Source organism: Hymenobacter volaticus, from assembly GCF_022921055.1.
Taxonomy (GTDB): domain Bacteria; phylum Bacteroidota; class Bacteroidia; order Cytophagales; family Hymenobacteraceae; genus Hymenobacter; species Hymenobacter volaticus.
In genome coordinates this window covers 4317610-4342322 of sequence record NZ_CP095061.1, presented here as the reverse complement: position 1 = coordinate 4342322, position 24713 = coordinate 4317610, and the positions used below count along the sequence as shown (strand labels likewise).

General features: G+C 55.5%; 25 protein-coding genes. 9 read left to right on the top strand and 16 right to left on the bottom strand.

Annotation, left to right across the window (positions count from 1 at the left end; all coding sequences use genetic code 11):
* Positions 1–266: 266 nt before the first annotated feature.
* The 4 genes from MUN86_RS18930 (at position 267) to MUN86_RS18915 (ending at position 3591) form a co-directional block, all read left to right on the top strand.
* The gene (locus MUN86_RS18930) at positions 267–1466 is read left to right on the top strand and encodes a vWA domain-containing protein (protein WP_245119598.1); all 1200 of its coding nucleotides are present in this window, start codon (positions 267–269) and stop codon (positions 1464–1466) included.
* Positions 1467–1911: 445 nt separating this feature from the next.
* Complete coding sequence (locus tag MUN86_RS18925) at positions 1912–2232, top strand: hypothetical protein (protein ID WP_245119597.1); 321 nt, start codon at positions 1912–1914, stop codon at positions 2230–2232.
* Complete coding sequence (locus MUN86_RS18920; RefSeq protein WP_245119596.1) at positions 2178–2600, top strand: class I SAM-dependent methyltransferase; 423 nt, start codon at positions 2178–2180, stop codon at positions 2598–2600. The genes MUN86_RS18925 and MUN86_RS18920 overlap by 55 nt, the downstream gene beginning before the upstream one ends.
* Before the next feature lie 88 nt (positions 2601–2688).
* Entirely contained in the window at positions 2689–3591 is a 903-nt protein-coding gene (locus tag MUN86_RS18915) for a LysR substrate-binding domain-containing protein (protein ID WP_245119595.1), read from the top strand.
* 80 nt (positions 3592–3671) lie between these two features.
* On the opposite strand, the gene MUN86_RS18910 is transcribed toward MUN86_RS18915, so the two are convergent.
* On the bottom strand, positions 3672–3875 hold the full coding sequence (locus MUN86_RS18910) for a hypothetical protein (protein WP_245119594.1): 204 nt from the start codon (positions 3873–3875) through the stop codon (positions 3672–3674).
* Positions 3876–4023: 148 nt separating this feature from the next.
* Here MUN86_RS18910 and MUN86_RS18905 point away from each other — a divergent pair, with 148 nt between their 5' ends.
* The 4 genes from MUN86_RS18905 to MUN86_RS18890 all read left to right on the top strand — a co-directional run bounded on the left by MUN86_RS18905 (position 4024) and on the right by MUN86_RS18890 (position 6656).
* Positions 4024–4272: a hypothetical protein gene (locus MUN86_RS18905; protein ID WP_245119593.1), complete on the top strand. Its 249-nt coding sequence runs from the start codon at positions 4024–4026 to the stop codon at positions 4270–4272.
* 58 nt (positions 4273–4330) lie between these two features.
* Positions 4331–5059 carry a hypothetical protein gene (locus tag MUN86_RS18900; RefSeq protein ID WP_245119592.1) on the top strand — a complete coding sequence of 243 codons (729 nt, stop codon included), beginning with the start codon at positions 4331–4333 and terminating at the stop codon, positions 5057–5059.
* Between the two features lie 116 nt (positions 5060–5175).
* On the top strand, positions 5176–5808 hold the full coding sequence (locus MUN86_RS18895; protein ID WP_245119591.1) for an SHOCT domain-containing protein: 633 nt from the start codon (positions 5176–5178) through the stop codon (positions 5806–5808).
* A complete protein-coding gene (locus MUN86_RS18890) occupies positions 5763–6656 on the top strand; it encodes a hypothetical protein (protein ID WP_245119590.1) in 894 nt (297 codons plus the stop codon). The genes MUN86_RS18895 and MUN86_RS18890 overlap by 46 nt, the downstream gene beginning before the upstream one ends.
* A 77-nt stretch (positions 6657–6733) precedes the next feature.
* On the opposite strand, the gene MUN86_RS18885 is transcribed toward MUN86_RS18890, so the two are convergent.
* The 8 genes from MUN86_RS18885 to MUN86_RS18850 all read right to left on the bottom strand — a co-directional run bounded on the left by MUN86_RS18885 (position 6734) and on the right by MUN86_RS18850 (position 17807).
* Positions 6734–7399: an OmpA family protein gene (locus MUN86_RS18885; RefSeq protein ID WP_245119589.1), complete on the bottom strand. Its 666-nt coding sequence runs from the start codon at positions 7397–7399 to the stop codon at positions 6734–6736.
* A complete protein-coding gene (locus MUN86_RS18880; protein ID WP_245119588.1) occupies positions 7396–8850 on the bottom strand; it encodes a hypothetical protein in 1455 nt (484 codons plus the stop codon). Before MUN86_RS18880 ends, MUN86_RS18885 begins: the two co-directional genes overlap by 4 nt.
* Before the next feature lie 292 nt (positions 8851–9142).
* Positions 9143–10621, bottom strand: a complete 1479-nt coding sequence (locus MUN86_RS18875) for a hypothetical protein (protein ID WP_245119587.1) — start codon at positions 10619–10621, stop codon at positions 9143–9145.
* Positions 10602–12884, bottom strand: a complete 2283-nt coding sequence (locus MUN86_RS18870) for an acetate and sugar kinases/Hsc70/actin family protein (protein ID WP_245119586.1) — start codon at positions 12882–12884, stop codon at positions 10602–10604. Before MUN86_RS18870 ends, MUN86_RS18875 begins: the two co-directional genes overlap by 20 nt.
* The gene (locus MUN86_RS18865; protein ID WP_245119585.1) at positions 12845–14230 is read right to left on the bottom strand and encodes a hypothetical protein; all 1386 of its coding nucleotides are present in this window, start codon (positions 14228–14230) and stop codon (positions 12845–12847) included. The genes MUN86_RS18870 and MUN86_RS18865 overlap by 40 nt, the downstream gene beginning before the upstream one ends.
* 59 nt (positions 14231–14289) lie before the next feature.
* Positions 14290–15771 (bottom strand): hypothetical protein, encoded by a 1482-nt coding sequence (locus MUN86_RS18860; protein WP_245119584.1) that lies wholly within the window; start codon positions 15769–15771, stop codon positions 14290–14292.
* A gap of 186 nt (positions 15772–15957) precedes the next feature.
* Positions 15958–16413, bottom strand: a complete 456-nt coding sequence (locus MUN86_RS18855) for a hypothetical protein (RefSeq protein WP_245119583.1) — start codon at positions 16411–16413, stop codon at positions 15958–15960.
* Positions 16414–16469: 56 nt separating this feature from the next.
* The gene (locus tag MUN86_RS18850) at positions 16470–17807 is read right to left on the bottom strand and encodes a hypothetical protein (protein WP_245119582.1); all 1338 of its coding nucleotides are present in this window, start codon (positions 17805–17807) and stop codon (positions 16470–16472) included.
* 561 nt (positions 17808–18368) lie between these two features.
* On the opposite strand from MUN86_RS18850, the gene MUN86_RS18845 reads away from it, so the two are divergent.
* Positions 18369–19229 (top strand): DUF3089 domain-containing protein, encoded by an 861-nt coding sequence (locus tag MUN86_RS18845; protein WP_245119581.1) that lies wholly within the window; start codon positions 18369–18371, stop codon positions 19227–19229.
* 190 nt (positions 19230–19419) lie between these two features.
* Here the strand turns inward: MUN86_RS18845 and MUN86_RS18840 are convergent, their stop codons facing one another.
* The 7 genes from MUN86_RS18840 to MUN86_RS18810 all read right to left on the bottom strand — a co-directional run bounded on the left by MUN86_RS18840 (position 19420) and on the right by MUN86_RS18810 (position 24612).
* A complete protein-coding gene (locus MUN86_RS18840; protein ID WP_245119580.1) occupies positions 19420–19683 on the bottom strand; it encodes a hypothetical protein in 264 nt (87 codons plus the stop codon).
* 116 nt (positions 19684–19799) lie between these two features.
* Positions 19800–20639 (bottom strand): translation elongation factor Ts, encoded by an 840-nt coding sequence (gene tsf, locus MUN86_RS18835; protein ID WP_245119579.1) that lies wholly within the window; start codon positions 20637–20639, stop codon positions 19800–19802.
* Between the two features lie 151 nt (positions 20640–20790).
* Positions 20791–21558, bottom strand: coding sequence for a 30S ribosomal protein S2 (gene rpsB, locus MUN86_RS18830; protein ID WP_245119578.1), 768 nt, complete (start codon positions 21556–21558; stop codon positions 20791–20793).
* Between the two features lie 18 nt (positions 21559–21576).
* On the bottom strand, positions 21577–21963 hold the full coding sequence (gene rpsI, locus MUN86_RS18825; protein ID WP_245119577.1) for a 30S ribosomal protein S9: 387 nt from the start codon (positions 21961–21963) through the stop codon (positions 21577–21579).
* A 40-nt stretch (positions 21964–22003) separates the two neighbouring features.
* Positions 22004–22456 (bottom strand): 50S ribosomal protein L13, encoded by a 453-nt coding sequence (rplM, locus tag MUN86_RS18820; protein WP_245119576.1) that lies wholly within the window; start codon positions 22454–22456, stop codon positions 22004–22006.
* A 221-nt stretch (positions 22457–22677) separates the two neighbouring features.
* Complete coding sequence (locus MUN86_RS18815; protein WP_245119575.1) at positions 22678–23391, bottom strand: RluA family pseudouridine synthase; 714 nt, start codon at positions 23389–23391, stop codon at positions 22678–22680.
* An 87-nt stretch (positions 23392–23478) separates the two neighbouring features.
* Positions 23479–24612: a sensor histidine kinase gene (locus MUN86_RS18810; RefSeq protein ID WP_311181735.1), complete on the bottom strand. Its 1134-nt coding sequence runs from the start codon at positions 24610–24612 to the stop codon at positions 23479–23481.
* Between the last annotated feature and the right edge of the window lie 101 nt (positions 24613–24713).

Below are 24713 nucleotides of genomic sequence, written 5' to 3'. Positions count from 1 at the left end.
TCGTTGTATTGCTTATCTGACAAGCGCGCTTCTGAATCAATAGCCCAAGCCTGCTGATAATGCGCACAGGGTGGAGCAAACCCGTTGACAGAGGCTTGTTACCGCAACTCCTAAGGGTGTTGTAACCGCACAATGGCGCTAGAAACAAGAGACTAAGGCGTAAGAATGTGGCTGCCAAGAAAAAATGAGTAGCTGGTTGCAACTCACGGCGCGGCATGTGGCTCTTCCTCGGGAGGCTATATACCACACATCTTACGCTTTTATCGATGAAAAAACTTCTTCTCTCTTTTCTGCTTCTGCCGCTATTGCAGGGCTGTGCCGATGCTGATGATAGCAGCGAAAGCCCATCGTCGGGGTACAGTTTAACTGACGCGGGACCGGGTGGACTTGGTGGACCAGGCGGCTCTGGTGGGTCGGGGAGCAGCAACAACCCCGGCGGTTCCAGTCAGGCTGGGGTGATAACGGCCGGTGAGTGGAACGACCTGCGCAACTGGGGATTCTGGCTCGATGTGCTTAAGCGGCCCGCGTGGACGGAGTTGCCAGCGCAGTGGCAACTGTATTCCGCAGAGCGCTATACTCTCACGTTCACCGATGCCGCCGGGCAGCCCCTGGCTGGTGCGCGCGTGACCGTGGGCCCGAACCCGGCAGCAACGGGCGTTACCGCCGGCGTCACCGACCGTCTGGGCCGGGTCGAGTTATTCCCGACCTTGTTTCAGCCGGTGGGCAGTAGCGCAGCCTTGCCGATACAGGTAAGCTACCAGGGCCGGACGTTCACGCCAGCACCCGTGCCGGCTACCGAGCGCCAAGCCACCCGGGTTGTTGCTGCCACCCCAACCGTAGCCACACCCGTCGATATCATGTTTGTGGTAGATGCCACCGGCTCGATGGGCGACGAAATCAACTATTTGAAAACCGAGCTACGCGACGTAGTTACGAGAGCGGAAGCCCAAGTGCCAGCTGCCGATTTGCGCCTGGCCAGCGTGTTTTACCGCGACAAAGGCGACGAATATGTGACCCGCGCACTGCCTTTCACCCAAAACGTAAACCAACTGCTAACCTTCGTGCAGGCCCAGGGCCCCGGCGGTGGCGGCGACTTTCCGGAAGCCGTAGACGAGGCCCTGAGCGTGGCTCTACAACAGAAATGGAGCACCGAGGCCCGCTGCCGCTTGCTGTTTCTAGTACTTGATGCGCCGCCCCACGATGAAGCTCGCACCCGCATCCAGGAGCTTACACGCGCGGCCGCCCGCCAAGGCATCCGGCTTATTCCGATAACAGCCAGCGGCATTGACACCAGCACCGAGTTTGTGATGCGCACTCTGGCTTTGAGCACCGGCGGCACCTATGTATTCATCACCAACCACAGCGGCATTGGCAACACCCACTTAGAAGCCTCAGTAGGCGACTATCAAGTCGAGTACCTCAACAACCTCTTGGTGCGCCTCATCACCGAGTACAGTAAATCGTAAGGCCTTGTCAGGTGCTTTCAGTAGCATAAAGAAGCGGCCCGGAGGATTTCCGGGCCGCTTCTTTGTCTGTACTCTGCTGCTTATTAAAGCAATTTTAGGAAGGAAGCATAGGGTTAAGCGCGTCTTGCCCTTGAATAAAAAACAAGCGGAAAGGGATTGTCTCGGTTCCTTGGCCTTTCCGGGAGAGGGTAGCTAACCCGGCCTGAGGTTAGCTTCAGCAATGCAAGTTTCGAGACCGTGCTGTGGTCGTGTAGGGCTGCATCCATGGGGCAGGGGCCAAGCTGATAATTCAATATCAACGAAAACTAATGGTTGCTTGTGCTACGTTGATTAAGGTAGCTGCATTCGCGTTATCCAACTTCAGCCAGGAAAACTGGATCCTGACCGAGTACATGGCGCAATAGCGGTTTCATTAAGTATACATTTGGTTAGCTATTTTACCACTATGAAATCCTTGTTTACAGTTTCGCTGTTGCTGTCGGTGCTATCAACGGGCTTTGCGCAACAAGCTGCTTCAACCACCAAGCCGACTCCAAACCCGAAAGAAAACAAGGAACTGGAGCGGCAGAAGTGGAACGCCGTGCTAACCGGCAAAGAAACCCGCGTATCGTTTAGCACCAATCCCAACAAGTTGCTCGCGGAAACTATCCGGGGCGTAAGCCCGGCAAGGCTCTCGATGTGGGCATGGGCCAAGGGCGCAACACGCTGTTTTTGGCCCAACACGGGTGGGATGCCTACGGCGTTGATATTGCCGACGAGGCCGTAAACTTGGCGCAAGACAACGCCCGCAAAGCCAATCTGCGCATTACCACCTTCGTCCAGGACGATGCCGAGTTCGACTTCGGCACCAACCGGTGGGATTTGGTGGCCTTCATTTATTCCGGCGGCCGCCACCACGTCGATAAAGTGTACCAGAGTTTAAAACCGGGTGGCTTGGTGGTTATCGAAGGTTTCCACCGCGACGCTACCAAGCAGCGCAAGATCGGGGGCAATGTCGTGTTCGATACCGACGAGCTAAAGAAGCTGTACACCGCCGCCGGCTTCACGATAGTGCGCTACGAAGAGAATGTAGGCGTGGGCGACTTTGGATTGCAACAGATGCGGCTAGTGAAGCTAGTAGCGCAGAAAAAGTGACAATGGAATAAGTGAGTTTGGCGTCTGGACTGCATGGTTGCGCAAGCAAAACATCCGGACTCACTGTTCCAGCATTTACCTTGCGCGTATGCCTGATTTTCGTTTGCGCGTTTTCCAGTCGGTGGCCCGGCACCTAAGCTTTACTAGGGCTGCGCAGGAACTGTATATCAGCCAGCCAGCCATTACCAAACACATTCGGGAGTTGGAACGCAGCTACGGGCAGCGCTTATTTGAGCGGCGCGGCAACCGGGTGTCCCTTACCGAAGCCGGCAACCTACTGCTCGAACACGCCGACGCTGTGGAAGGGCTGCATCAGCAACTCACCGAGCAACTACACAATCTGCACAGCGAAGCGGCCGGTCGGTTGCGCCTCGGGGCCAGCACTACGCTGGCCCAATACGTGCTACCCGCCATTCTGCCCGGTTTTCAGCGGCGCTATCCTCAAGTAGAACTGACCTTGGTCAATGCCAACTCCGAGCATATTGCCGAGGCCATTTCACTTGGTCAACTTGATTTGGGCTTTGTGGAAGGCCGTTCTAAGAGCCGCGACCTGCACTACGAGCCTCTGTTGCCCGATGAACTCGTTGCCGTACGCCGGGCCACGCCCGCAGGGCCACCCGCTGAGCCTATGCCGCTGGCCGAAGCTGTGGCCCACCCGCTGGTGTTGCGGGAGCGAGGCTCTGGCACGCTGGAAGTGTTGGAATTCGCTTTGCGCGAACACAAAATTAAGCTGGCCGACTTGCAAGTGGCTTTTTACTTCGACAACACCGAGGCCATCAAATCTTACCTCGAAGCGGCTCCCGCAGCCTTAGGGTTTGTATCGAGCCGGGCGCTGGAACGCGAGTTGGCGGCTGGCCTGCTAGAAGTGGTACCGATACAGCAACTGCGCCTGCCCCGCAACTTCGAGGCGTTGTGGCTACAAGGGCAGCCACTAGCCCGGCCAGCACAACGGTTTCTGCTGTACGCGCAGCAGCAGTTTCATACAACGTAAAGCGCTGCTTCGCGGGCAGCAGAACAACAGGCGTTCCGGGGCCGCGAAGCAGCGCTTCAGTGGAGCAGTTTGAGTCTTGTCTATTCTCCGTCTTTGGCGCGACTAGCGGGCTTTTTGCGGCCAGAGCCACTCTTTTTGCCGCCCCCATCTTGTTTGTTGACGGTCGCCCAGGCACGAGCTTCGGCCTCTTCTTCGGGTACGCCATGTTTCTCGTAGCTTTCTTCAATGTGCTCGGCTTTACGCTTTTGCTTGTCGGTGTACGCCAACTTATCTCCTTGTGCCATAGTGCAAGGTGGTGAAAGTGAAACAAAAAAGAAGCAGTGTGCTTTGCATTGGTACGACGCTTCAGGTTGGGTGTTATGTCGAGCTTGACCGGTTAGTAGAGCGCCCCTGCCTATCTTCGCGCATTCATTTTCATTTCCCGATTCCGCCATGCGCCAGCTTGCCGATATTCCGCACCCAGAGGTTAAAATCACGCTTTTCTCATGGAATGGAAAGTACCTCATCAAGCTCGAAAAAGGCCCGCTCGAACAAACCTATAAGGTGAGCGAAATGGACGTGACCAGCGACGAGGAAGTCCGTAGCCTGCTCGACGACGAGTTTATGCAAGCCGTTATCAACCGGTTTCAGCTCATGCACCAAGACCTGCAAGCCACCTTCGAGCGCCACGATATCTACTAGCGCCCCGTAGTACCGCCCATACGAGCGGCTTTTCCAGTGTTTCCTGCTTTCAATTCCGATGAAAAATCAATTCGCCTTTTTGCTTGGCCTGCTTGTATGCGTACTAACAGGTCGTTCCGCCAACGCGCAGATGTACGAAGTGCGCGACAACAGCGTCAACTACGAAAAGAGTGAGCGGGCCGCCGCCAAAGTGCTAGTAGACGGTACGCCCGAGTGGACGCGCAATTTTTGGCAGTCGTGGTTGAAGGACACCTACAACATCAAACCGAAAGGCAACGGCACCTTCGGGGTAGGCAAGCGCGACGTGCTAGCTGCCAAGCAAGTACCCGCTTCCAGCGTGTCGGGCAAGCTTATCGACCTCTACGCCATGGTAACGGCGCCGTCGGACAGCGTTACCGAACTGGCCGTATTTGGCGGCTACGATGCCAAAACGTATTTCAGCCCGGAGAATACGCCCACTGAATTTGCGGCCATGCGCACGATGGCGCAAAACTTTGCCACGGCCGCCCGGCTCAAGGCCTATCGGGAGCAGATTGAGGCGGCAGAAAAGGAATTGCGCGAAACCGAGAAAGAAAAAGAACGGCTGGAAAGAGAGCGGGCAAACTTGGCCAAAAACACGGAAAGCAACCTAGAGAAGATTGAGTCGTTGAAAAAGCAAAACATCGAAAACAAGACCAAAGCCAGTCAAGATTCCGCGCAGCTCATCGTGAATGCTCAGCAGTTGGAGCTACGCAAAACCAAGCTTCAGCGGCGCAAAGACCGGCTTTCCACTCTCGACCGAAAATAACCCGAGACCAGTTGCTGTAGCCGCTTCATTTCGAGTTGATTACTGTAAAATAACGTCACTCACTCACTACCGTTTAAAGGGTGGATCATTCCACCTTCGTCATACGCCCTGTTTACATGGATAAAAGTTCTTCACCCCTCGATACGCTTCGCCAGCTCCGGGAGCTGCTCGATGCCGGCACTATTACGCCGCAAGAATTCGAGACGCTGAAGGCCCGGTTGCTGGCCGACCAACTGGCGGCACCGGCAGTTCCGCCGTCGGCTCCCCCGACGGTTCCACTCAACCCTACCTTCACCGCACCGGCAACCACAGGTTCGTCAGTTGAACCCGTGCGCTCCGAACCAGTACCAGTGCCTCCTATTGCGCCTGCCCCGGTTCCTACTCCAGTGGAAGAATTGCCGCCGTTGCTCGATTTCTTCAAGCAACCGCAAACGCCAGGTACATCACCTCCGCCACCACCGGCTGCCCCGGTGCGAGAAGAAAAACCGGCGCCTTACGCAGCGCCCTACACCCCGCCTACGCCGCCCGCTCCCGCGGCACCAACAGCCGCTCCCGAGTCCTTTCCCCCCGGCCTAATACGCCGCCTCCACCGCCACCTGCAAGAGAGACGCCGCAGTTTTTCCCGCCCGCTTCTTCTACAACGCCGCCACCTGCGGCCGCACCACCCGATTTTTCCCCGCCAAGAACCCAACCAACGGTTCCGGTGGAACCTATCGTGCGCCCGACGCCACCTCCTGTGCCGCCCGTAACTACACGGCCGCAGGCGCAAACAACGGAACCTCTCGATGATGACGACGAAGTAGAGGAGCCCACCAAGAGCCCTTTAGGGAAGATCTTAGCTATTGGCGGCGCATTGCTGCTGTTGGGGTTGATTTGGTACCTAGTTATGGGCCAATCGAGGTCGAGTGAGCACCTAACCAGCATCAGCCAAACCGCTGCCGATACCGTGGCCGTGGCGCCCGAAACAGGTCCGCAGGCCGAGCAGCTGGATCTGCCGCCCGCCGTTGCGCCCGAAACTGTGCGTGTAGCGCCTGTCGTGCCACCTACTGCCACCACCGATTCTGTTGCAACAGGCACGGCAGCCGGTAGCAGCACCACCGAAACCCAAACTGCCACCGTGCCTGCCACCACCGAAACGGCACCGGCGGCAAGTGCCAGTGAAGCAACTGACCGGGTGCGCGACGTGCTGGCCGCTTATTACGCTGATATTCAAGCGCCCCCTTTCAGTGCCGACCAATACTTTGCCCCGCAAGTGGAGCTGTTCGTTATTCTGCGCAATACCACGCCGGCCGCCATTAGTGCTTGGCTAGAGCAGAATCGGTTTGCGGAATTGAAAGACGCGCAATTCCAAGTGGAGCCAGGCTCTCTCAAGGTAGGCCCACCCGCCAACGACGGTTCCCGCGTGGTAACCTACATTGAACGAGGCCGCGGCTTCCGCCAGTCGCTCCAGAAAAACCAGTACATCCGCGCTCAAATGCGCTTGCGCCTCAACCCCGACTACAAAATCGTGTACCAAAAGCAGGAGCGTCTACTAGAAAATACCCTTTCTGATCCTCCTACTGCTACGACTCCTAGCACAACTCCAGCCACTGAGTAAAGCAAAAAGCCCTACACAGAAACGTCGTGCTTCGCCATCAGGTGAAGCACGACGTTTCTGTGTAGGGCTTTTGTTTGCTACTTGCCCAAGGAGCCGATTTTCGGCTGAATTTGGATGATGAAGCGTTTATTTTTGCCTTCTTCGGCGCCGGTATAGCGGCCAGAACCCCGAAATCCGCTGCCGGCGGCTACCACTTCTAAGTTGGCGGGGAATCGGACGCCGGCTTGCTCCCACAGACGGATAACGGCCAAGGCGCGGTTATAGCTAAGCTGCCGAACGGCCGGTCCATCGAGGTTGCGCGGGTCGTCGTCGGGGTAGCGCAGGTCTTTGGCGGCGCGGCCTTCCACCACGATGAGATACTGCACGTTGTCGTTGTTGTTGAGGGTCTGCATCTGGCGTTGCAGGAAGCGGCCAGCTTGGGTGAGGGGCGTGCGGGCTACGTCGGGCAACGCATCGCTCTTGGGCGCAAACGTGACGGGAAAGTTTAGCTCGTAGCGTTTGTAGCGCTGGTTGTAAGTGAAATAGTCGCTTTCCAGGCGTTGGAGAGCGGCTTTTATTTCGTCAAGCTTGCGCTTCTCCTGCACTTGCACGCGCAGTTCAGCAATCAGGCGCTCGTTGTTGTTTTGCTGATCCTGAAAGCGTTTGTAGCTAAGCACGAATAAGACCAGCATCACCAGAAACAGCGCCGTCATCAGGTCCACGTAGCTTGGCCAGAAGAAGTTGTTGCGGCCGGTGGTCTTCATCGGGCCTTGGGCTTGGCAGGTGTTGGAGCACCAAATACTTTCTCCATCATGCGGCCAACTGGTCCTTTGGCAGTGGCTTTTTCAAGCAAGGTATTGAGTGTACTCATCTGCTGGAGAAGCTGCGTGTTGATGGCGGCATCATCAGCCATTTTCTGCATCAGTCGGTCATGGGTGCGGTTGATGGACTGGCTGAGCAGGTCTTGCTGCGCGTTGAGTTGCGCCTGTTGATGGTGCAAGTTCTTGAACGGCTCCATGTAGCGCACAATCTTCTCGTAGATATTGTCGCGGTTGAGCGTCTTGAAGTGGTCTTGCCAGAGGTTGGCGGCCTCGTCGGCTTCCTTCTGGAAATGCCCCATGCGGCGGCGCATCACATCGGCCAATTGATGATACTGCTCATCAAAAAACTGCTGCGTCTGGCCGGCCATGCGTGCCATTTCCGCTTGGTTCTGCTGGAAAAATTGGAGTTGTGCCCGTACTGTGCCATCGTGCTGTGAAACCAATTCCGGCACGGCGTTCAAGCCTTTTTCTAGATTAGTGAGGCGGTTGAGCAAGCCCGAAACCCGGTCGGCTACGGCGTTGCCGGCTATCATGGTGGCATTCAGCTTGTCTTGGTAGACTAGAAAGTTCTCGAAGTGGTGGGCACTTTGGGCCACCTTATCAAATACCCGGATGCTGGCATCGGCCATTTGGGTGTAGCCCACTTTCTGCAATTCCTCTAGGAAGTTCTTCTGCGTGCTGATGTTCTCATTCAGCGCGTTGATGATCGGACCGAACTCGTAGATTTTGTCCACAAATTCCTTGTTGAAGCTGTCGAGCACGGACTTGAGGTTGCTCAGGCTGCTGGCCATGTCGGAGTGCAGAATGGGCAGCAACTCCACTTGCAGGAAGGTGTAGTAGTCGTTTTGGCGCTCCTCGGCTTGGCGGTGTGCGGCACGATAAAGAGCCCCGGCCCACTGCGTGAAAAACAGACCGAGCAAGCTACCGACCATCGCAATGGCCACACCTTGCAAAAACGACTGAATAGCGGCCTCATCAAACTTGCCGCCGCTCAGCAGTAAGCTGCCCAACCCGAGAATGGCCCCTAAGAAGGTGCCCATCAACCCGACGTACAGGGGCGTAGAAGTGCCTTGCTGCACTTCGTTATCCAGCGCCTCGGCCCGGCGCTCAGCAATGTTTTGCAGAATATCGAAACTAGCGGTGCCCTTGTTTTTGAGCAGATACGAGTTGGTATCCACCAGTACATCCTTGAAATCAGGGGAGGCGGCGGGAGCTTCCAGCGTATCTACTTGCTGGCCGGTGGTGGCGTCTTCCACCCGGCGTAGGCGCAACTGGTTGGCCGTCGGGAACAGGGTGGCTAGTCGCTCGATATCCAGCCGGCTACGGCGGAAAGCTAGTATCTGCACCGTCAGAATGCCTATGACAACCAGCAGTTCCAGCAGGGCAATTATCATGGATAGGTACGATTTAAGAGAAGTGTGAGTGGTAAGACGTGCTATTCGATCTAGCGTCCGCCTGCCAAAGTAATTGTCATGCTGAGCATAGCCGAAGCATCTCGCTCGAATTGTTGCGGTAGAAGAAGGAGGTTACCATACTAGCGAGATGCTTCGACTGCGCTCAGCATGACTGATATAGTTTGACAACGTCAGCAGACGAGCTACTTTGAAAGCGCGCACTGCGCTAGATTAAACAAGAACGTCATGCCACGACAAGCAGCATGACGTTCCTTAGCAAAGTTACACCTGTCTAGGCGAAATAAATCCGCGCTTTTTGGTTGATGCGCCAGTCGCCGGACGGGGTGCGCTGCACGGTGCCGGGTGTTTCGGTGATGATGCGCGAAACCGGACCGGTAGGGTAGTTGTAAACACAAGCTGGCTCCAAGATGCTCATATGGCTGCCGATGTAGCCGCCGTGGCCACTCTCGTTGCGCGTCACCACAAAAGTGCCTTGGTCGGGTGTGCGCTCATCCACCATGATTTCGAAAATGGTGTAGGAGGCGGGAGCATCGGCCAGATTATCCCGCAGGAAAGCACCGTTGATGGGCTGCTGATTGGCGTAGATGACGTGCACGCGCGGAGCAGCAGGCTCGACAGGAGCCGGAGCGGGTGGTGTTACTGCAAATAAATCGTCATTGTGCTCAGGTTCTGCATTTGTGTAGGCTACGGGCTGCGGAGGTGCTACCGGCGCGGGTGCCGACACTTGGGGCTGTGCTTGGCGAGTAGGCGGCTTAGGAGCTTGCTTCGCCTTCTGCGGTGCTGGTGTTGCTGGTGCCGAAGGCGAGCGGGTTTCGGTTAGGGCCTTGTACACCACTTCGCGCACTTCCATGAGCTGCGCATTGCTTAAGCGGGAGTCTTGCGAGAGAGACTGGCGTTGAGTTGAAGTTCTGCTCGGGTCACTGTCGTAGCTACTGCTGTCTTGCGAATACGACGATGAACGTTGCCGCCCGCTGCTAGATTTGCCGCGCGTCAGCAATAGATATAGCACGCCTAGCAAGCTCAGGCCCGACATCAACAAGGCAGCCCAAAGCAGTGGGGGAGTAGCGGGAGCGGGCATAACTGGAGCAGGAGTTGGATTTGGAATATCAGTTTGTGCTTCGGGCTGTTGCTTTCCCTCGGGCACGGCATACGGATCAGCCCCGGAATCCTGAACCGGAGTGGCAGCTACCTCCGTAACGTCGGCAATAGTAGGAGCGGTGTCGGCTGCTTCGGCTGCGGTAGTGGCAGTACCCGTAGCTAGTTGATTGAGCTGATTCGACAGCGCCGTGAGGCTGCTTTTGCGCTCCAAGTCCGCCATACGGTCCGGGTTCTTTTGTAGTTCCGCCACGATGGCTTGGGCCAACCCGCCGTAGTCACTCGGGTTGACTTTGTCTTGAATGGCATCGACAACGCCCCGAAACTTTAGTACCCGCTGTTGCCCTTGAAGCTTCTGTTTTTCTAGGGCAACCGCCGCATCCGCTCCTTGGTTGAAAGCGGAGATGCTTTTGTCCTGAATAGTCTTCAGTAGCTCGGCCTGAATCGGCTTCAACACCGGGTCGTCAGTATAAACAAACCGAGCGGTGGCAGCCCACATTTGGGCGCGGGCGTTGGCGGGAACCACTTCGGTGGTTCCCGCTGCGCTGCCGCTGTTTTGCCCTAGTACTGCTGGCCCGCTTAGCAATGAAGCGGTTATGGATACTGCAAACAGCCACTGATTTGCGGCCGAAATCTTATTGCGGTTGCGCTGCATAATGCCGTTTGAATAGCTCGCGGCCCAATTGGAATAGAGCGTCGCGGAAGGGGAAGAAAAACAGCGTTTCGGGCAGTCGGTCGTCCGGCTTCGCGCCGTTGTTGAGCAAGGAATTCAGACCGGCGTTTAAGCTGTCTTTGAGCTGTCCATCCAGGAAGCTGTACACGAAATCCGAGTTCATCTCCACGTTCAAATCGTCGAGCAGGTCGCGGACTTCTTGCGAGTCGTGGGTGAGGAAACGCACCAAGCGACGGGCGTTGGTCAGTACGTCTTCGCGAAGGGCAGTGGCTTCACTTAGCGTCAGCGTGGAGGTCGGGGCCGGAGCGGCAAACGGCTCCACGTCGGCGGGCACTGTGCCGGGCAGCACGAACTCCTTGGGGTCGTTGAGGTGGTTGCCGTCTTTCATCTTCCAGAGTACAGCCCCGTTGGCGGTAGCTTCTTTCGGCTGGCCTACCAGCGTGAGGCGGAAGTCGCGCGGTGCGGTTTGCCCGGAGGCAAATTGCAGCACCAGTCTTGCCAACTCCGTCAGCGCCGACAGGTTGGAGTTCAAATCCAGCATGCGCAAATAGGTGCTGCCTTTGCCGCTGAAGCACAAGTGGCGCGGTACATCCAGCCCGCGGGCTTTGCACACCTGGCCCACGTGGTACACCACCGCCGCAAAGTGTAGGAACAGCACCACCCGCAGGTGTTTGGCGCCGCGCAGCTCTTTCGAGAATTCCAACTGCTTATCGAACCCGAAAAGCAAGCTCACCACGTCGGCCGAACCGGCTTTGCTTTCCAGCGCTGCCTTCACCACCTCGCGCGCCGCCCACGCTTCCTGGCTGATAGGCTTGTTGGCCGTGCGGCTCACGTAATAATACAGCAAGCCATTCTGCTGCCGCGACCCGCCGCCTGCTCCGTCGCCCCACAGCACGTCGCCGGCAAAGCGGAACGAGAGGGTAGCTTCCGGCTGCCGGCCTCGCAACAACAGCACGTCGGTAGTACCACCGCCGATGTCGATGTTCACCACATTTTCGTCGCCGGTCGGCACAATGCCGCCGTCGGTACGGGGGTCAGTCAGGTACAGGTACGGCGCCCACGATTCGCTGATGTGCGCCAGGCGAGTACCAGCTTCCTGCCCGAAGATGCGTGAAAACTCTTCCTGCCAGATTTCCTCGAAATCCCTAATCCCGCTCTTCTTCATGCTCAGCGGGCGCGACCATACCACTTGGGTTTGGCTCACGTCGCCTTCGTTGAGGGCTACTTTGTGCTTAATGAGCAGCAGCAACTCGCGTACGTACGCCCGAATGCGCTGCACCCCGGCGGCGCGGTGCGCACCTTCCGTATCCCATTTGAGGTTGGTTTGATAGCGCCCATCCTCCGGGTGGTTGTACAATGATCCGTCGCGGCTGAGGTGGAAGCCAATGTTGATGCTACCGAACAGCATCGGGTCGCCTTCACCCACAAACGCCGGCGACTCACAGGTGGCCGTCCGAATTGGGAAGGCTACGTCAGCGCCATCAGTACCAATGAAGGCGGGCACAAACTCGCGGTTGCGCACGGTGTCGGCTAGCGGCATGGTGCCCAAGCTGCCCACGCCGTAGCGAACCGGCAACAAGTAGTCAGAAGTGGCGAGGGGCTTGTTGAGCGTGACAACTTGCAGCTCTTTCTCCTTGGTGATGCTAAATGGCTGCGGCTCGCCACGCTCTGCCGTTGCGAAGGCCACATGTGTGTTGGTAGTGCCAAAGTCAACGGCAAATGTGAACCGCTGCGAACCACCTACGGCCGTCTGCCAGCGCGGCACCAGCAAACCACTCACTGCCCGGCCGGGCCGCGCAAAGTCAGCCGCCGGCGTTTCCACTTCCATAAAGTCGAAATGCGTACCTACCACCTCGTAGTAGGTGCTGGCCGGCCCGCGGGAGTTGCGGCCCATGCGCTGATGCGTGCGCACACCCCGCAGGTTGCCCGCACCCGCCGGAGCTAGCGCCTGCTGCCCCGCGTAGAAGCGCAGGCGTGCCAAGTCGGCACCTTCGTTCTGGTCAGCTAACTGCACATAGTAGTGGCTGCTGCCGCCACCTTGCGCGATATTCGGAAACTTGTAGAACGGGAACACGCCCACGTTCACACGGGCACTCACCCGGCCACCGTTGTACGGCGTCTTGGCGTTGTCGCTCGGCACGGCGGCCACCGTCTGGTCGGCGCTGGAGCCGGGGCCAGGGCGGTAGTAATAGCGCCGCTCGTACATTACTTCGCGCCCGCTCGTGACGGGTATGGCAAGTTGCACCAGCACGTGGTTGTCGAAAACGGTGAGGCGCAGGTAACGGTCCAGGTCCTCGGGCGGAAGTAGTCGAAGTAGCGACGCTTCAGCGGCAGCAGGAACCGGAACGGTCGGTCCTCCAGGCGCGTGCCCGGCTCCGGCAGTACCGTGCCGAAGTGGAACCGCTCGGTGTTCACCGCAAACGGAACCTCCACCAGCATGTCTTCCAGCAGGTCGTTCACCGTCAGGAAGGGGTACTGCACGCCCAAGCCTTCCAGCCGGCGCTTGTCCAGTTCCTCGTCGTAATTCCACTTGATGACCGTGGAATCGGTGCCGGGCGTGCCACCGAAGTAGTTGCCGCGGCGCAAATCCAGGCCTGGCAGCAGCGCCAGCGGTGTTTTGCCTAACTGTGGCACCGTAGCGGCCACAAACCAGTCGCTGCTGATGGGTTGCTGCGCTTCGGCCAAGTGCCGCAACTCCACACCCCGAATTTGCACGGCGTTGCCTTGGGCATCCCGTAGCGGCTCGTAAGGCTGATTGAAGGAAGAGGCCGTTTGGTTTAGCTCCGCCAGCTCGTTCATGCGACTCCGGTCCAGCGCCGTCAGGAAGTCGTACACGCTGCCTGCAAAGTCTTTGCTGCGCAAGCTCTTCTCTACCTCAAACAGACCGAAGATGTACGTCTGAAAATCAGCTTTCCGAGCGGTCAGGGGCACTACTTCGTTGTCGAAATAGAAGCCAGTGCCGCCTTTGCGCTGCGTGTTTAGCGGCCGTACTTCCGGGTGCACAAATACCAGCGTAAACGGCGACGTGCCACCGAGCAACTGCGTGGTACGGCGCCCACTGGCATCCTGCCGATCCGCGAAAATCAGGTACAGCGCGTCTACCTCGCGAAAATGCTCGTCGGCCAGATACAGCGCTAGCGTGTCGCCGAGCAGCTTCACGCGGGAATCGGAACTGCCTTGCAACTGCTGCAACTGCTCCTGCTTGTGCCACGCCACGAAGCGTAGCTGGTACTCGTCGGTGGGCTTGCTATAGAACAGCAGTTCCAGCAAGTCCCAGCACTGCGACACCTGCCGGTGGTACAACGAGTGGCCTTGCGGCTGTTGCTTCACAAATTTGAAAGCGGTTTCCAGCAAATGCAGCCGGCCAAAAGGCGTCGGAATGGCTGTAGCCGTGCGACGGGAATTGCCACCGGCGGGGTCTAGCATCCGCTCGGCTTCTAAGGCCGTCAATTGATTTGATTCCTGCCAGCCGCGCAGGTTAGCATTGCCGCGCTCCAGCAGCTGTAAGATATTACTCATGTAGTGCGTTTCGTTGGTACCCCACCCCGGCCCCTCCCCTCCGGGAGAGGGGTGCGTTTTGGAGTGAGGCATTAGCTTAAATAAAAGTCGCTTGGCACCCCTCTCCCGGAGGGGAGGGGCCGGGGGTGGGGTTAAAACCCGGGTACTTTGGCTTCTACCACATTCTCCATCACCTCGCTGAAAGCCCGCACGAACTCGCCGGGTGCTTCCGCTTCGGTCACTTTGCGCAGTTGCTTGTCTAGCCGTTCGCGCACGTAGCTCCGGCTGATGGTGTCGGAGTTGAAGAAGCCTTTCTTCACTTCCTGGCCCTGCACGATTTTATCGAAATCAGTCTCATCGAGGCGGAACGGCACGAAGTGACGGGCGTTGTCGCGCAGTTCGCGCAGCCAGGATTTGAAGCTGATGGGTTGGCCTTCAGGCGAGTTGTAGTCGAATAGGAAGCGGCGCAGGTCGCGGAAGAACGGGGCAGTTTGCCAGGCACTCTTCAAGTTGATATTCTTGGCGTACACCGCGTCGTCGGTTTCGGGGAAATGATGTTCCAGCCACGTAGCAAAGAATTTGAATCGGGTAAGAGCCGGACCGAGCAACGGCCGCGTTTGGTTGGGGTCGAAGCTCTCGAAGCGTACTTCCTTGTCGTCGCGCTCCAGGCCGTACTCGTAGAAATGCGTGTCGTTCTGGAGCACAGCAGCCGACTGACGCATAAAGTCCAGCACAGACAGTGCGCCAACTAATTCCACGAAGTGGGCATCGTTGCGCTGCTGGTTGCCGCCTTCGCGGTTTTCCTGCTGTTTCTGTGCTTGGTCGCCCACGTAGTAGAGCGAGTTCAGGTCGGGCAGGTTGCGCTGATAATAGGCTAGGGCCGCCTTGGTCTTCGTAATGAAGGTGTTGGAATCGATGGAGCTGGTTTCGTCGCTTTTCAGGTCGAAGTAGGGCAGTACAGTCAGCGCGCCCATTGGAGCCGTGTTCAGCAAGTGCTTCTTGGCTAAATTGCCCTTAGGGTTGCGCAGATTCTTGAGCAGCAGCGGGAAGCCCGCCGCCCCCGTGCCACCGAAGATCGACGAGATGAAAAACACCCGGTCGTCTGGTCCGAAGCCATTGGCAAAAAACTCGATTTCCGGCGAGTTCATCAGTTGGTTCAGTACCACGCTCCCTACGTTCGGGCTGCCTTTGAAACCGACCGTCAGCGGCTCATTCAAGCTCTTCGGGTCGAACAGCAAATCAACGAGGTGCTTGGTTTCAACCGGTAGCGAGTTATAGTGCAGATAGTCGCGTAACGGCTCGTCCATACCACTGAAGTTGTACTCGAACGTCTCCTTCACCCGCGGGTCGCGTTCCTGGCCCGACGTGGCGGCCATTGAGGCCAGCGTAGCAATTTCGGTGTGGAAGAACTGCCCGGCTTCCGGTGCCGGCCGCAACTGCTGGCGCAGGCGCTGGTACGTTTTCAGCAGTTCAATGGTGCGTTGCTTGTCACCGTTCAGCGCGTCGGGGTCAATGATGATGGGAACTACCCGATTACAGTTCTGGAGTTCTACGCCCGCTGCCAGTAGCATCGTGAGCGAACGGATGACCCGGGAGCCAGTGCCACCGATGCCGAAAATATAAAGCGTTGCCATGTGTAAAAGGAAGTGGCTAAAACAGCACTGAGCACTGTATCTGCCCTATTTGAAGGATTATACCCGACTGTTTTGCTGAGCGAAGCTGAAGTAGGTTGCTCGAGCTGTTGTGAACATGCGTCAGGGTGTACTACTCTGCCGTAATGCGTCGGCAAGCTCAGCAAGACGGTCTACTAAGATGATACTCTAGTTAGGCCAGCGGACTGGCGTAGTGCGGGCGCTTACCGAAAGGCTCTTCACAGCGAAAGAGCACAGGATGAAAAACAGGACGGCTACTAACGTATTCGTGGCCGTGAATCCCCACAGGTAGCGCTTCAGTGTGGAAACCTGCGCTACTGCTAATTCTTCGCCCGTTTCGGCTAATTGTGCTTCTACCGCGGCGGCGGCCTGTTGCCAAGCCACGATGGCGCCGAGTACTGCCGTTAGTAACAGCATGATGGCCCAATGCTGCGTTTTGAAAAAGGACGTGGTGACCACACGGTTTAGCACCACATAAAACAAAAGCGCCATAGCCAAAGCCACGAAGAAGGTAGTCAACCCCACTCCCGGGAAAATACTCTGGCGGTACACCGGAATAAGGCTGGAAGGGTCCGGGTTACCCAATAAAGCTTGGTAAAGCGCAGTGAAAAACGATTGGAGCATAGAGTTGGAAGAGAAAGGAAGGAGCGGTAAACGAGAATAGAAGAGCAGACAGGTTGTTAGTCGCGGCGTAAGGCCACCGGCACGTCGAAGAGCATAGGTCCAGTGGCGGATTGGCTGCCGAAGCTTTCAGCTACACCCGCCAGTACTTCGGTTAGCAGAAAAGTTTTGGGGCCTTGGCTGGCTATGTTGCTGTCGTTGGTGGTGGAATAGGTGGCAGCCCAAGTGGGAGCTGTAGGCGGTAATGCCAACCGGAGCAGTTGTGGCTTCTGGCGCGAGGCCGTAGAAGGAAGCTTCGAAACGCTGATTTGAGAGAAATGCGTATACGCCCGGCCCGCGGCGGGTACCGGCGGACCACCGGCGGCAGCCCACGTTCTTACTAGCTTGGCATCAGTGTTGCCAGGCTCCAGGCGTAGCTGCGCCCCGGAAAAGCTCTTTTGCGCCGCCAGCGGCAAGTGCTTTAAATCAAATCCTACTACGAACTGCGCGGGTTCTTTCGCCGATAAAGAAGTGAACGACACGCCCGTAGCCTTGCCCCCTTGCGGCCCAGGCTCGGCGTACCACTCGCCTTTCCCCTGGTAGCCCGTCACGACGCCGTATTGCGGCGCCTCATATTTGGCATTGAAATGCACTTGGGGCTGCTGGTCTAGCCGGCCCATCAGTTGCTGATTCACTTGCGCCACCAAGGGCGCTGGCCCGAGCACCCACACGTAATACGGTAATTTAGTCCCGGCTAGTGTTTGCCGCTTGGTCCGGTTGCCAGGATAGAAATTTCCCCGAAATTCAGATGTATTTGCAAACACCGACACGGCCAGTTCCGCCGGATTGGCCGTTGTCAAGGCATCTTTCACATCGGTACGCACGCGCCAGGTTTGCGTAGGGTCCTTGGGACCGTAGATGAAGTCTGAAACGATAATGCTAACCGTACCAGGCTTCTGCGTTTGTAGCTTCAGTACTTCGCGCAGCATATCGGGCATTTCAGTGCCCGTCGCCGGGTTCTCGATACCTCGGCTGATGGTCTGGCTAAGCTCAGCGTAGGAGGTAGGCTGCACCACAGGAGCTTCCTTCACGAAATAGTAGCCCGCTGTGGTACCTTGGGTGGTGCGACCTTGCACATCGGAAAGCAGAGCTGTAACCGTACGCTGGAACTCGCTACCCAGGTCACCTGGCCGGTTAGCCCTTACAAACCCCTGCATGCCGCCCGATATATCAACAAATACATTGAGCTGGCGCAAACCCGTGGCTTTGGTGGTCGCTTCTTCGTTTTTGGAAGCAGTAGGAGTTGTAGCAGCGGCCTTGCTTGCGGCTCGCTTCTCACCAGGTACATCGCAGGCGCTTAGCAGCAAAGCCAAGCCAAAGGCCCAAAAAGATAGGTGGAGTTTACTTGTCGAGGCCATGAAGGAATGAAAGCAAAGTAAGGTACAGGAAAGACACTGACTAGCTAATACGTTCATTCGGTGCTTTCGCTGACAATGCATTCCGGCTAGAGAGTTGGTTGGTAAATGAGGCGAGGACTAGCAAAGCAAAAAATGTCAAGGCAATATCGTGCCACTCAGTTCAGGTTGAAAGAGGGCTACAACCTATGTGCTTCGTGGCGTGCGCATTAAAAAATGTAATCTGCTTATTAGTTATTGTTAAGCTTAACCGGAAAGTACAAGGTTGACTGTTTTCTCGTTTACAGAGAGAATGGCGTCCAATGCCTAATCGAGCAGTAAACGTTTCAAACGAGCGGCCTTCCTGATTAGGTATAACCATAAAAGCGTATCGAGCGAGATGGCGCAAAAGCTAACGCTGGCGGGGTAATGCAAGTAAGAGATTTTGAATTAAAATCTCGTTGACTTACTATTTCACTGCTTTTACCACCTGATTACCTGCGCCTTCTGCTGTACTTTTACTGTACCATAAATGAAATGTGCCGCTATGCTTAAGCGGCGCCTTGGTAGTGCTATCGGCTTTCTATGATTTCTGCTATTTATCGCCTTTTGTGTCGGCTAGTGCTGATCCTACCTGTTTTGCTTTGCTCTTGCCTCAACGTTATCAAACCAAACCGCGAATACACCCGCTGCCCCACACCGCCTGCCCCTGACTACGCCCTGTCTACCAGTTGGGCGGCACTGCCTACCCGTATCGATGCTGCCGATGTAGTGCCTAGCCACTCAGGCTTGCAGGATGCGCAAGCCACGGCCACTGTCGACGTGTTTTTCGTGCACCCGACCACTTACCTAGGCCGAGCCGGTTGGAATGCAGACCTTAACAATCAAAAAATTAATCACATAACCGACATCAGTACCATCCGCCGACAAGCCTCGGTTTTCAATAATGTGGGGCGCATTTATGCTCCACGCTACCGGCAGGCCACACTCTTTTCATTCTTTGATGAGCAAACTGGCAACGGTAACCAAGCCATTGATTTGGCTTACGAAGACGTGAAAGCCGCTTTCCAATATTACCTCGCGCATTACAACCAAAACCGGCCGATAATACTAGCTAGCCATAGCCAAGGCACGCGTCACCTCACCCACCTGCTCCACGACTTTTTCGACCAGAGTCCTGCGCTGCGTCGCCAGTTGGTTGCTGCCTACCTTGTTGGCTTCAACGTGCCCACTAATGCGCTGCAAGTTGTTCGGCCCTGCGAAGACTCCACGCAAACTGGTTGTTACGTTGCCTGGAATACCGTGGATTGGGACCAGGAATACGCTCCCTATCAGCAAGGCGCTGTCACCAATCCGCTCACCTGGACGCGCGATACAGTCACTGCGCCGGCTAGCCTAAACTTAGGGGTGTTCCTTACGCATTCAATACTGTTGATACCGCCGTAGTCGATGCCAAAGTTCACAACGGGCTACTTTGGATTCACCGGCCTAAGCCTTTCGGTTATCCCCGCTTTCTTCTTCCTGGCCACCCGGAACTCAGTCATTCTTTTCACCTCGACGATTACGCCCTGTTCTACATGAATATCCGGCAAAACGCAGCCGCACGAGTGCGAGCGTACGAGCGGCAGGTAGGACATTAATCGTTGGAATGCCGGAGCAACTCGGATTCAAAAACTCTTCTGAAGTGACTCACATCTATTTCAGGACAGCGTTGACTGAAATCATCAAACCCGTTCCAAAATGCCTTTTCATCGAAGTCTTTAAAGTCATTTGCTCCTAATAACGCTAGGTTATGAAGCAGATAAGCGACTGGCCCTGCGTAGTTGATATAACGCCTACGCTGCTCATCGGTAAACCTTTCTGCTGGGTTCTCACGAGGTGGCTTGCGGATAGTCTGCAAGAAGTGATATAGCAAGTATCGGTAAGCTCTTTTCGTGTGTTCATCCATAGGCCGCAAATTACAAAAAGCCCCGCTGGCACAATGCCAGCGGGGCTTTTTGTGATCAGCCTTGAAGCTTAAGCACCAATAGCTACACGCTTGAAGTCAGTTACTGTCATACCTTTTGACGTTTTGTCGAGCAGCTGAGCGATGGTCAACGAATTGTCCTTCACAAACTCTTGGTTGAGCAGGGTATTCTCTTTGTAGAACTTGTTGAGCTTGCCTTGAGCAATCTTCTCCAGCATAGCCTCGGGCTTGCCTTCAGCACGCGCCTGCTCTTTGCCGATTTCGATTTCGCGCTCAACGGTAGCAGCGTCTACGCCATCTTTGTCAACGGCTACGGGCTTCATGGCCACAATTTGCATAGCCACGTCGCGGCCTACAGTAGTTACATCAGCACCGTTCACGTTCTTCAGGCCTACTAATACGCCTTTTTTGCCGTCGGAGTGGATGTAAGAAGCTACTTTCTCAGCGCTCATGTTAGCATAAGCTACCACGTCCAGCTTCTCGCCGATTTTGCCCATCAGGTCGGTGATGTGGTCTTGCAGGCTGCGGCCGTCTTCTTGCGAAGAAGCGAGCAGGTCTTCCTTGGTAGCAGCATTGGTCTTCACAGCCGCGTCCAGGATTTGCTGCACCAAGTTGCGGAAGTCAGCAACTTTAGAAACAGGCTCCGTCTCGCAAGCCAGCGCTACCAGTTTGCCATTGGTACCATCTTCGCTTACGCTTGCCAATACTAAACCTTCGGAGGTAGCATTGTCGGAGCGCTTATCAGCAATTTTCTGGCCTTGCTTGCGCAGGATGTCGCGGGCAGCTTCGAAGTCGCCTTCGGCTTCTACCAGGGCTTTTTTGCAATCCATCATGCCGGCGCCGGTCATGGCGCGCAGCTTGTTCACGTCTTGGGCGGTAATTGCTGCCATTCTTGGGAAAAGTTAGATGCTAGTGGCTACTAGCTTGTGTTGATATTTATGAGTGGAAACGGCAAAAGAAGAAGTCAGAAGCAAAACCCGGAAACTGGTATGCACCATCGGATTCTAGCTTCTGACTTCTTACTTCTCGCTTCTAAAGAGCTTATTCGTCGGCCGTCAGTTTCTCCTGGATGCCTTCGTCTTCTGCTTGCTTCTTGTCGGCATCTTCTTTGTCGACTTTCCGCTCCGACAGACCTTCTTCGATGGCTTTGCCAATCACGCCTACGATGAGCTGAATGGACTTCGAAGCGTCGTCGTTAGCTGGAATTGGGAAGTCTACCAATTCAGGGTTGGAGTTGGTATCGCAGATAGCGAATACTGGCACACCCAATTTCTTGGCTTCTTTCACAGCGATGTGCTCGCGCTTTACGTCTACCACAAACAGGGCAGCGGGCAGGCGGCTCAAATCGGCGATACCACCGAGTACACGCTCCAGCTTTTCACGCTCACGCGACAGCATCAGACGCTCACGCTTAGCAAGAGCAGCATAAGCCGTGTTTTCTTTCACCATCTTGTCGATGGTGCTCATTTTCTTCAGCGACTTACGAACCGTAGCGAAGTTGGTGAGCATACCGCCCAACCACCGGTCAGTTACGAAAGGCATTTTGAGGCGGGTAGCCTCGGAAGTTACGATCTCTTGCGCTTGCTTCTTGGTTGCAACGAACATCACCTTGCGGCCGCTCTTTGCAATGTTGCGGATGGCATTCGCTGCCTGATCCAACGAAACAAGCGTTTTGTTGAGGTCAATGATGTGAATACCGTTCTTCTCCATGAAGATGAACGGAGCCATTTTCGGGTCCCACTTGCGCGTAAGGTGACCAAAGTGGGCACCAGCGTCAAGCAGATCTTTATATGATGTGGACTGAGCCATGATGAATTTCCTCTGGGATTAGCGTTTCGAGAACTGGAACGAACGACGAGCTTTGCGCTTGCCAAATTTCTTGCGTTCCACCATGCGCGGGTCGCGGGTCATGAAGCCTTCCTTCTTCAGGGCCGGACGAACTTCTTCGCTGTTCCCTACGAGGGCTTTCGAGATGGCCAAACGGATGGCTTCAGCCTGAGCCGAAATGCCGCCACCGCCTACGTTCACCTTGATGTCGTACTGACCAACCTGCTCTACGATAGCGAGCGGCTGATTCACAATGTTTTCCAGGAGTTCGTTACCGAAGTAAGTCTTCATGTCCCGGCCATTGATAGTGATATTCCCTTGCCCGGCCTGCATGTAGATGCGGGCCACCGAGGTTTTTCTTCTACCAGAGGTGTTGGTAATTTCCATTAAGTGAAAAAATTAAAGAAAAAAGACGCCGAAGGTCGGCTTAAAGGTTTTTCAATTCAACAGCTTGTGGCTGCTGTGCTTGATGGGGGTGCTCGTTGCCGGCGTACACATACAGGTTGCGGAACTGCTCGCGGCCAAGGCGGTTGCCTTGCAGCATGCCTTTCACGGCGTGCTCGATTACGCTAGCCGAATTCTTGGCCTTTTTGTCGCGCAGGTTTACGCGCTTCTGACCACCTGGATAACCCGAGTGGGTTACATAGATTTTGTCGGTCAGTTTCTTGCCAGTCACACGCAGGTTGTCGGCGTTGATGACGATAACGTTGTCGCCGCAATCAGAATTGGGCGTGAACGATGGCTTGTGCTTGCCGCGCAGTATGTTGGCAATCTGGCTGGCCAGACGGCCCAGGGGCGCAACACTGGCATCAACCACAACCCAGGCCTTATCGGCGTTGGCTTTGTTGACGGATACCGTCTTGAAGCTCAGATGATCCATTGGGAGGAAGGTAAGCGTTTGTAAATGAGATGAAACCGAACTAGGTCCGGGAAAAACGGACACAAAGTTACCGCCTTTCGTCGGATTTACAACATAGTGATTAATAATTGTGTCGAGGAAGCAGCTCTAAGACAGCAACTAGAGCGTGGCAAGAAGCTGGTTTCCCTTCTCTATTTCAAGGAAGGAATGCTGGCCTCTCAACTCTAATTTCTAATGGCTTCCTACTGATACTGTCGTAGTGTATCAACTAGCACCCGGAAGTCTTTCGGGTATGGCGCTTCAATGGTAACGCTCTCTCCGTCAAGCTTGGCAAATGTGAGGCTGGCGGCGTGCAACGCGAATCGTTTGATGAAGGGCTGCTCTTCTTCACCTTCTTTCATGTTGAATTTCTTCTTCAGGGAAGACAGATAGAAATCCTCGCCGCCATACATCTTGTCGCCGATAATGGGGGCTTGCAGATAGGCTAGGTGCAGACGGATCTGGTGCATGCGGCCAGTGATAGGCTGACACTCGAGCAACGTGTGGCGGGCAAATGCTTCCAAGGTGCGCACCAGTGTCACGGCAGGTTTGCCGTTGTAGGCCAACCGAGCTTTGCCTTTGGTGGTAGTTTCGATGTTGCGCTCTACGCGTAAGCCTTCGTATTGGTGCACTCCCCAAGCGGCAGCATGATAGATTTTGCGCACTTTGCGGTCCTCGAACTGCATAGCCAAATGGCGATACGCAGCCGGGTTTTTAGCAAGTGCCAACGAACCGCTCGTTTCTTTGTCGAGACGGTGGCAGGCCTGCACGTCATCGTACTGCTCGCGGGCGAGACGTAAGATGTTCGGTGCGCCGCCGAATCGCTCGTCGAGAGTAGCTAGAAAAGGAGGTTTGTTGATGACGACATAGTCTTCGTCTTCAAACAGAACGAGGTCTTGAAAATTAGGTAGCTTCATAAGGAAGCCGCAAAGGTAAGCGGAATGAAGTGACGGCTCCTACCTGACAAAACAGTAAGCACTAAGGTGCCATCTATTTGCGGCCCGCTATCTGCTTTCCGATAACTCGTTGTCGCTTATCTGCCCATCGAAGGTCAGCTCATCACTTTTTTCTTTCACTTCAGGCAGCGCATTCTTGGGCTTTATCAGTTTGAACTCGAGCGTAGTGCCTTGGCCCATTTCGCTGCGCACCCGAATGGTCGATTTATGCGCTTCGATTATGTGCTTGCAAATAGCCAGGCCTAAGCCAGAACCACCCGAGTCGCGCGAGCGGCTTTTGTCGATTCGGTAGAATCGCTCGAAGATGCGATTCATGTGCTGCTTTGGGATGCCTGCTCCATCATCGCGCACGGAGATGCGCACTGCTTTGCCGCTTTCCTGCAACGAGACGACTACGTGCCCGTGCTCGCGCCCATATTTAATGGCGTTATCAATTAAATTGACGAGTACTTGGCGAATGCGGTTACGGTCGGCCAGTACGCGCACGCCAGTTTCGGGTAAGGCGGGTGGAAATAGTTCTAAGCGCACGTTGCGGTGCGTAGCTTTCAACTCCAATTGCTCGAAAATTTCTTGCACCAAGGCCACTAAGTCGAAGCTGTGGCGGCGCATCCGTACTACTCCTTTTTCTAATTGCGAAATAGTAACGAGGTCCTGGACCAGCGTATCCAATGAATCGAGGCTCTTGGCGGCCTTTTGCAGAAACCGTTGACGGGTGAAATCGTCTACATCCTCATCGTCGAGGATGGTGTGCAAGAAGCCTTGTGCGGCGAATATGGGCGTTTTCAGCTCGTGCGATACATCGGCCAGAAATTCGCGGCGCAGCGCCTGTAGCCGCTTCAGTTCGTCGATTTCCTTTTGCTTGCGCTCGGCCATTTCCACTATCTCGTCGCGCATGCGCTTGAGGGGCTCGGGCCGGAACAGAAACTTGTTAGACAGCTTCCGAAATTCCTTGCGCTTCACATTTTCCAAGCTGGAATAGATGCTGTTGATTTCGCGGAAAATCAACGCCTCGAACATCAAGTACAGCAGCAAAAAGCATGTGGCCACTGTGATGCCCGCCGCCAAAACGCCCTCGCGCAACTCCATAGTAGGGCCTACCCACGCTAGCGTGGTTAGCGCAGCCGCGACGAGCAACGACAGAATGATGGCAATAATGCGCGATGAGATATTCAAGCCAAACACAACAATTAATTCAAGGTTAAAGATAAATGATCAAATGATGATTATAAGCTTTCCACGGTTGTAGTGAAGGCCAATTCAGCTACCAGGAGAACTGCTAGAGC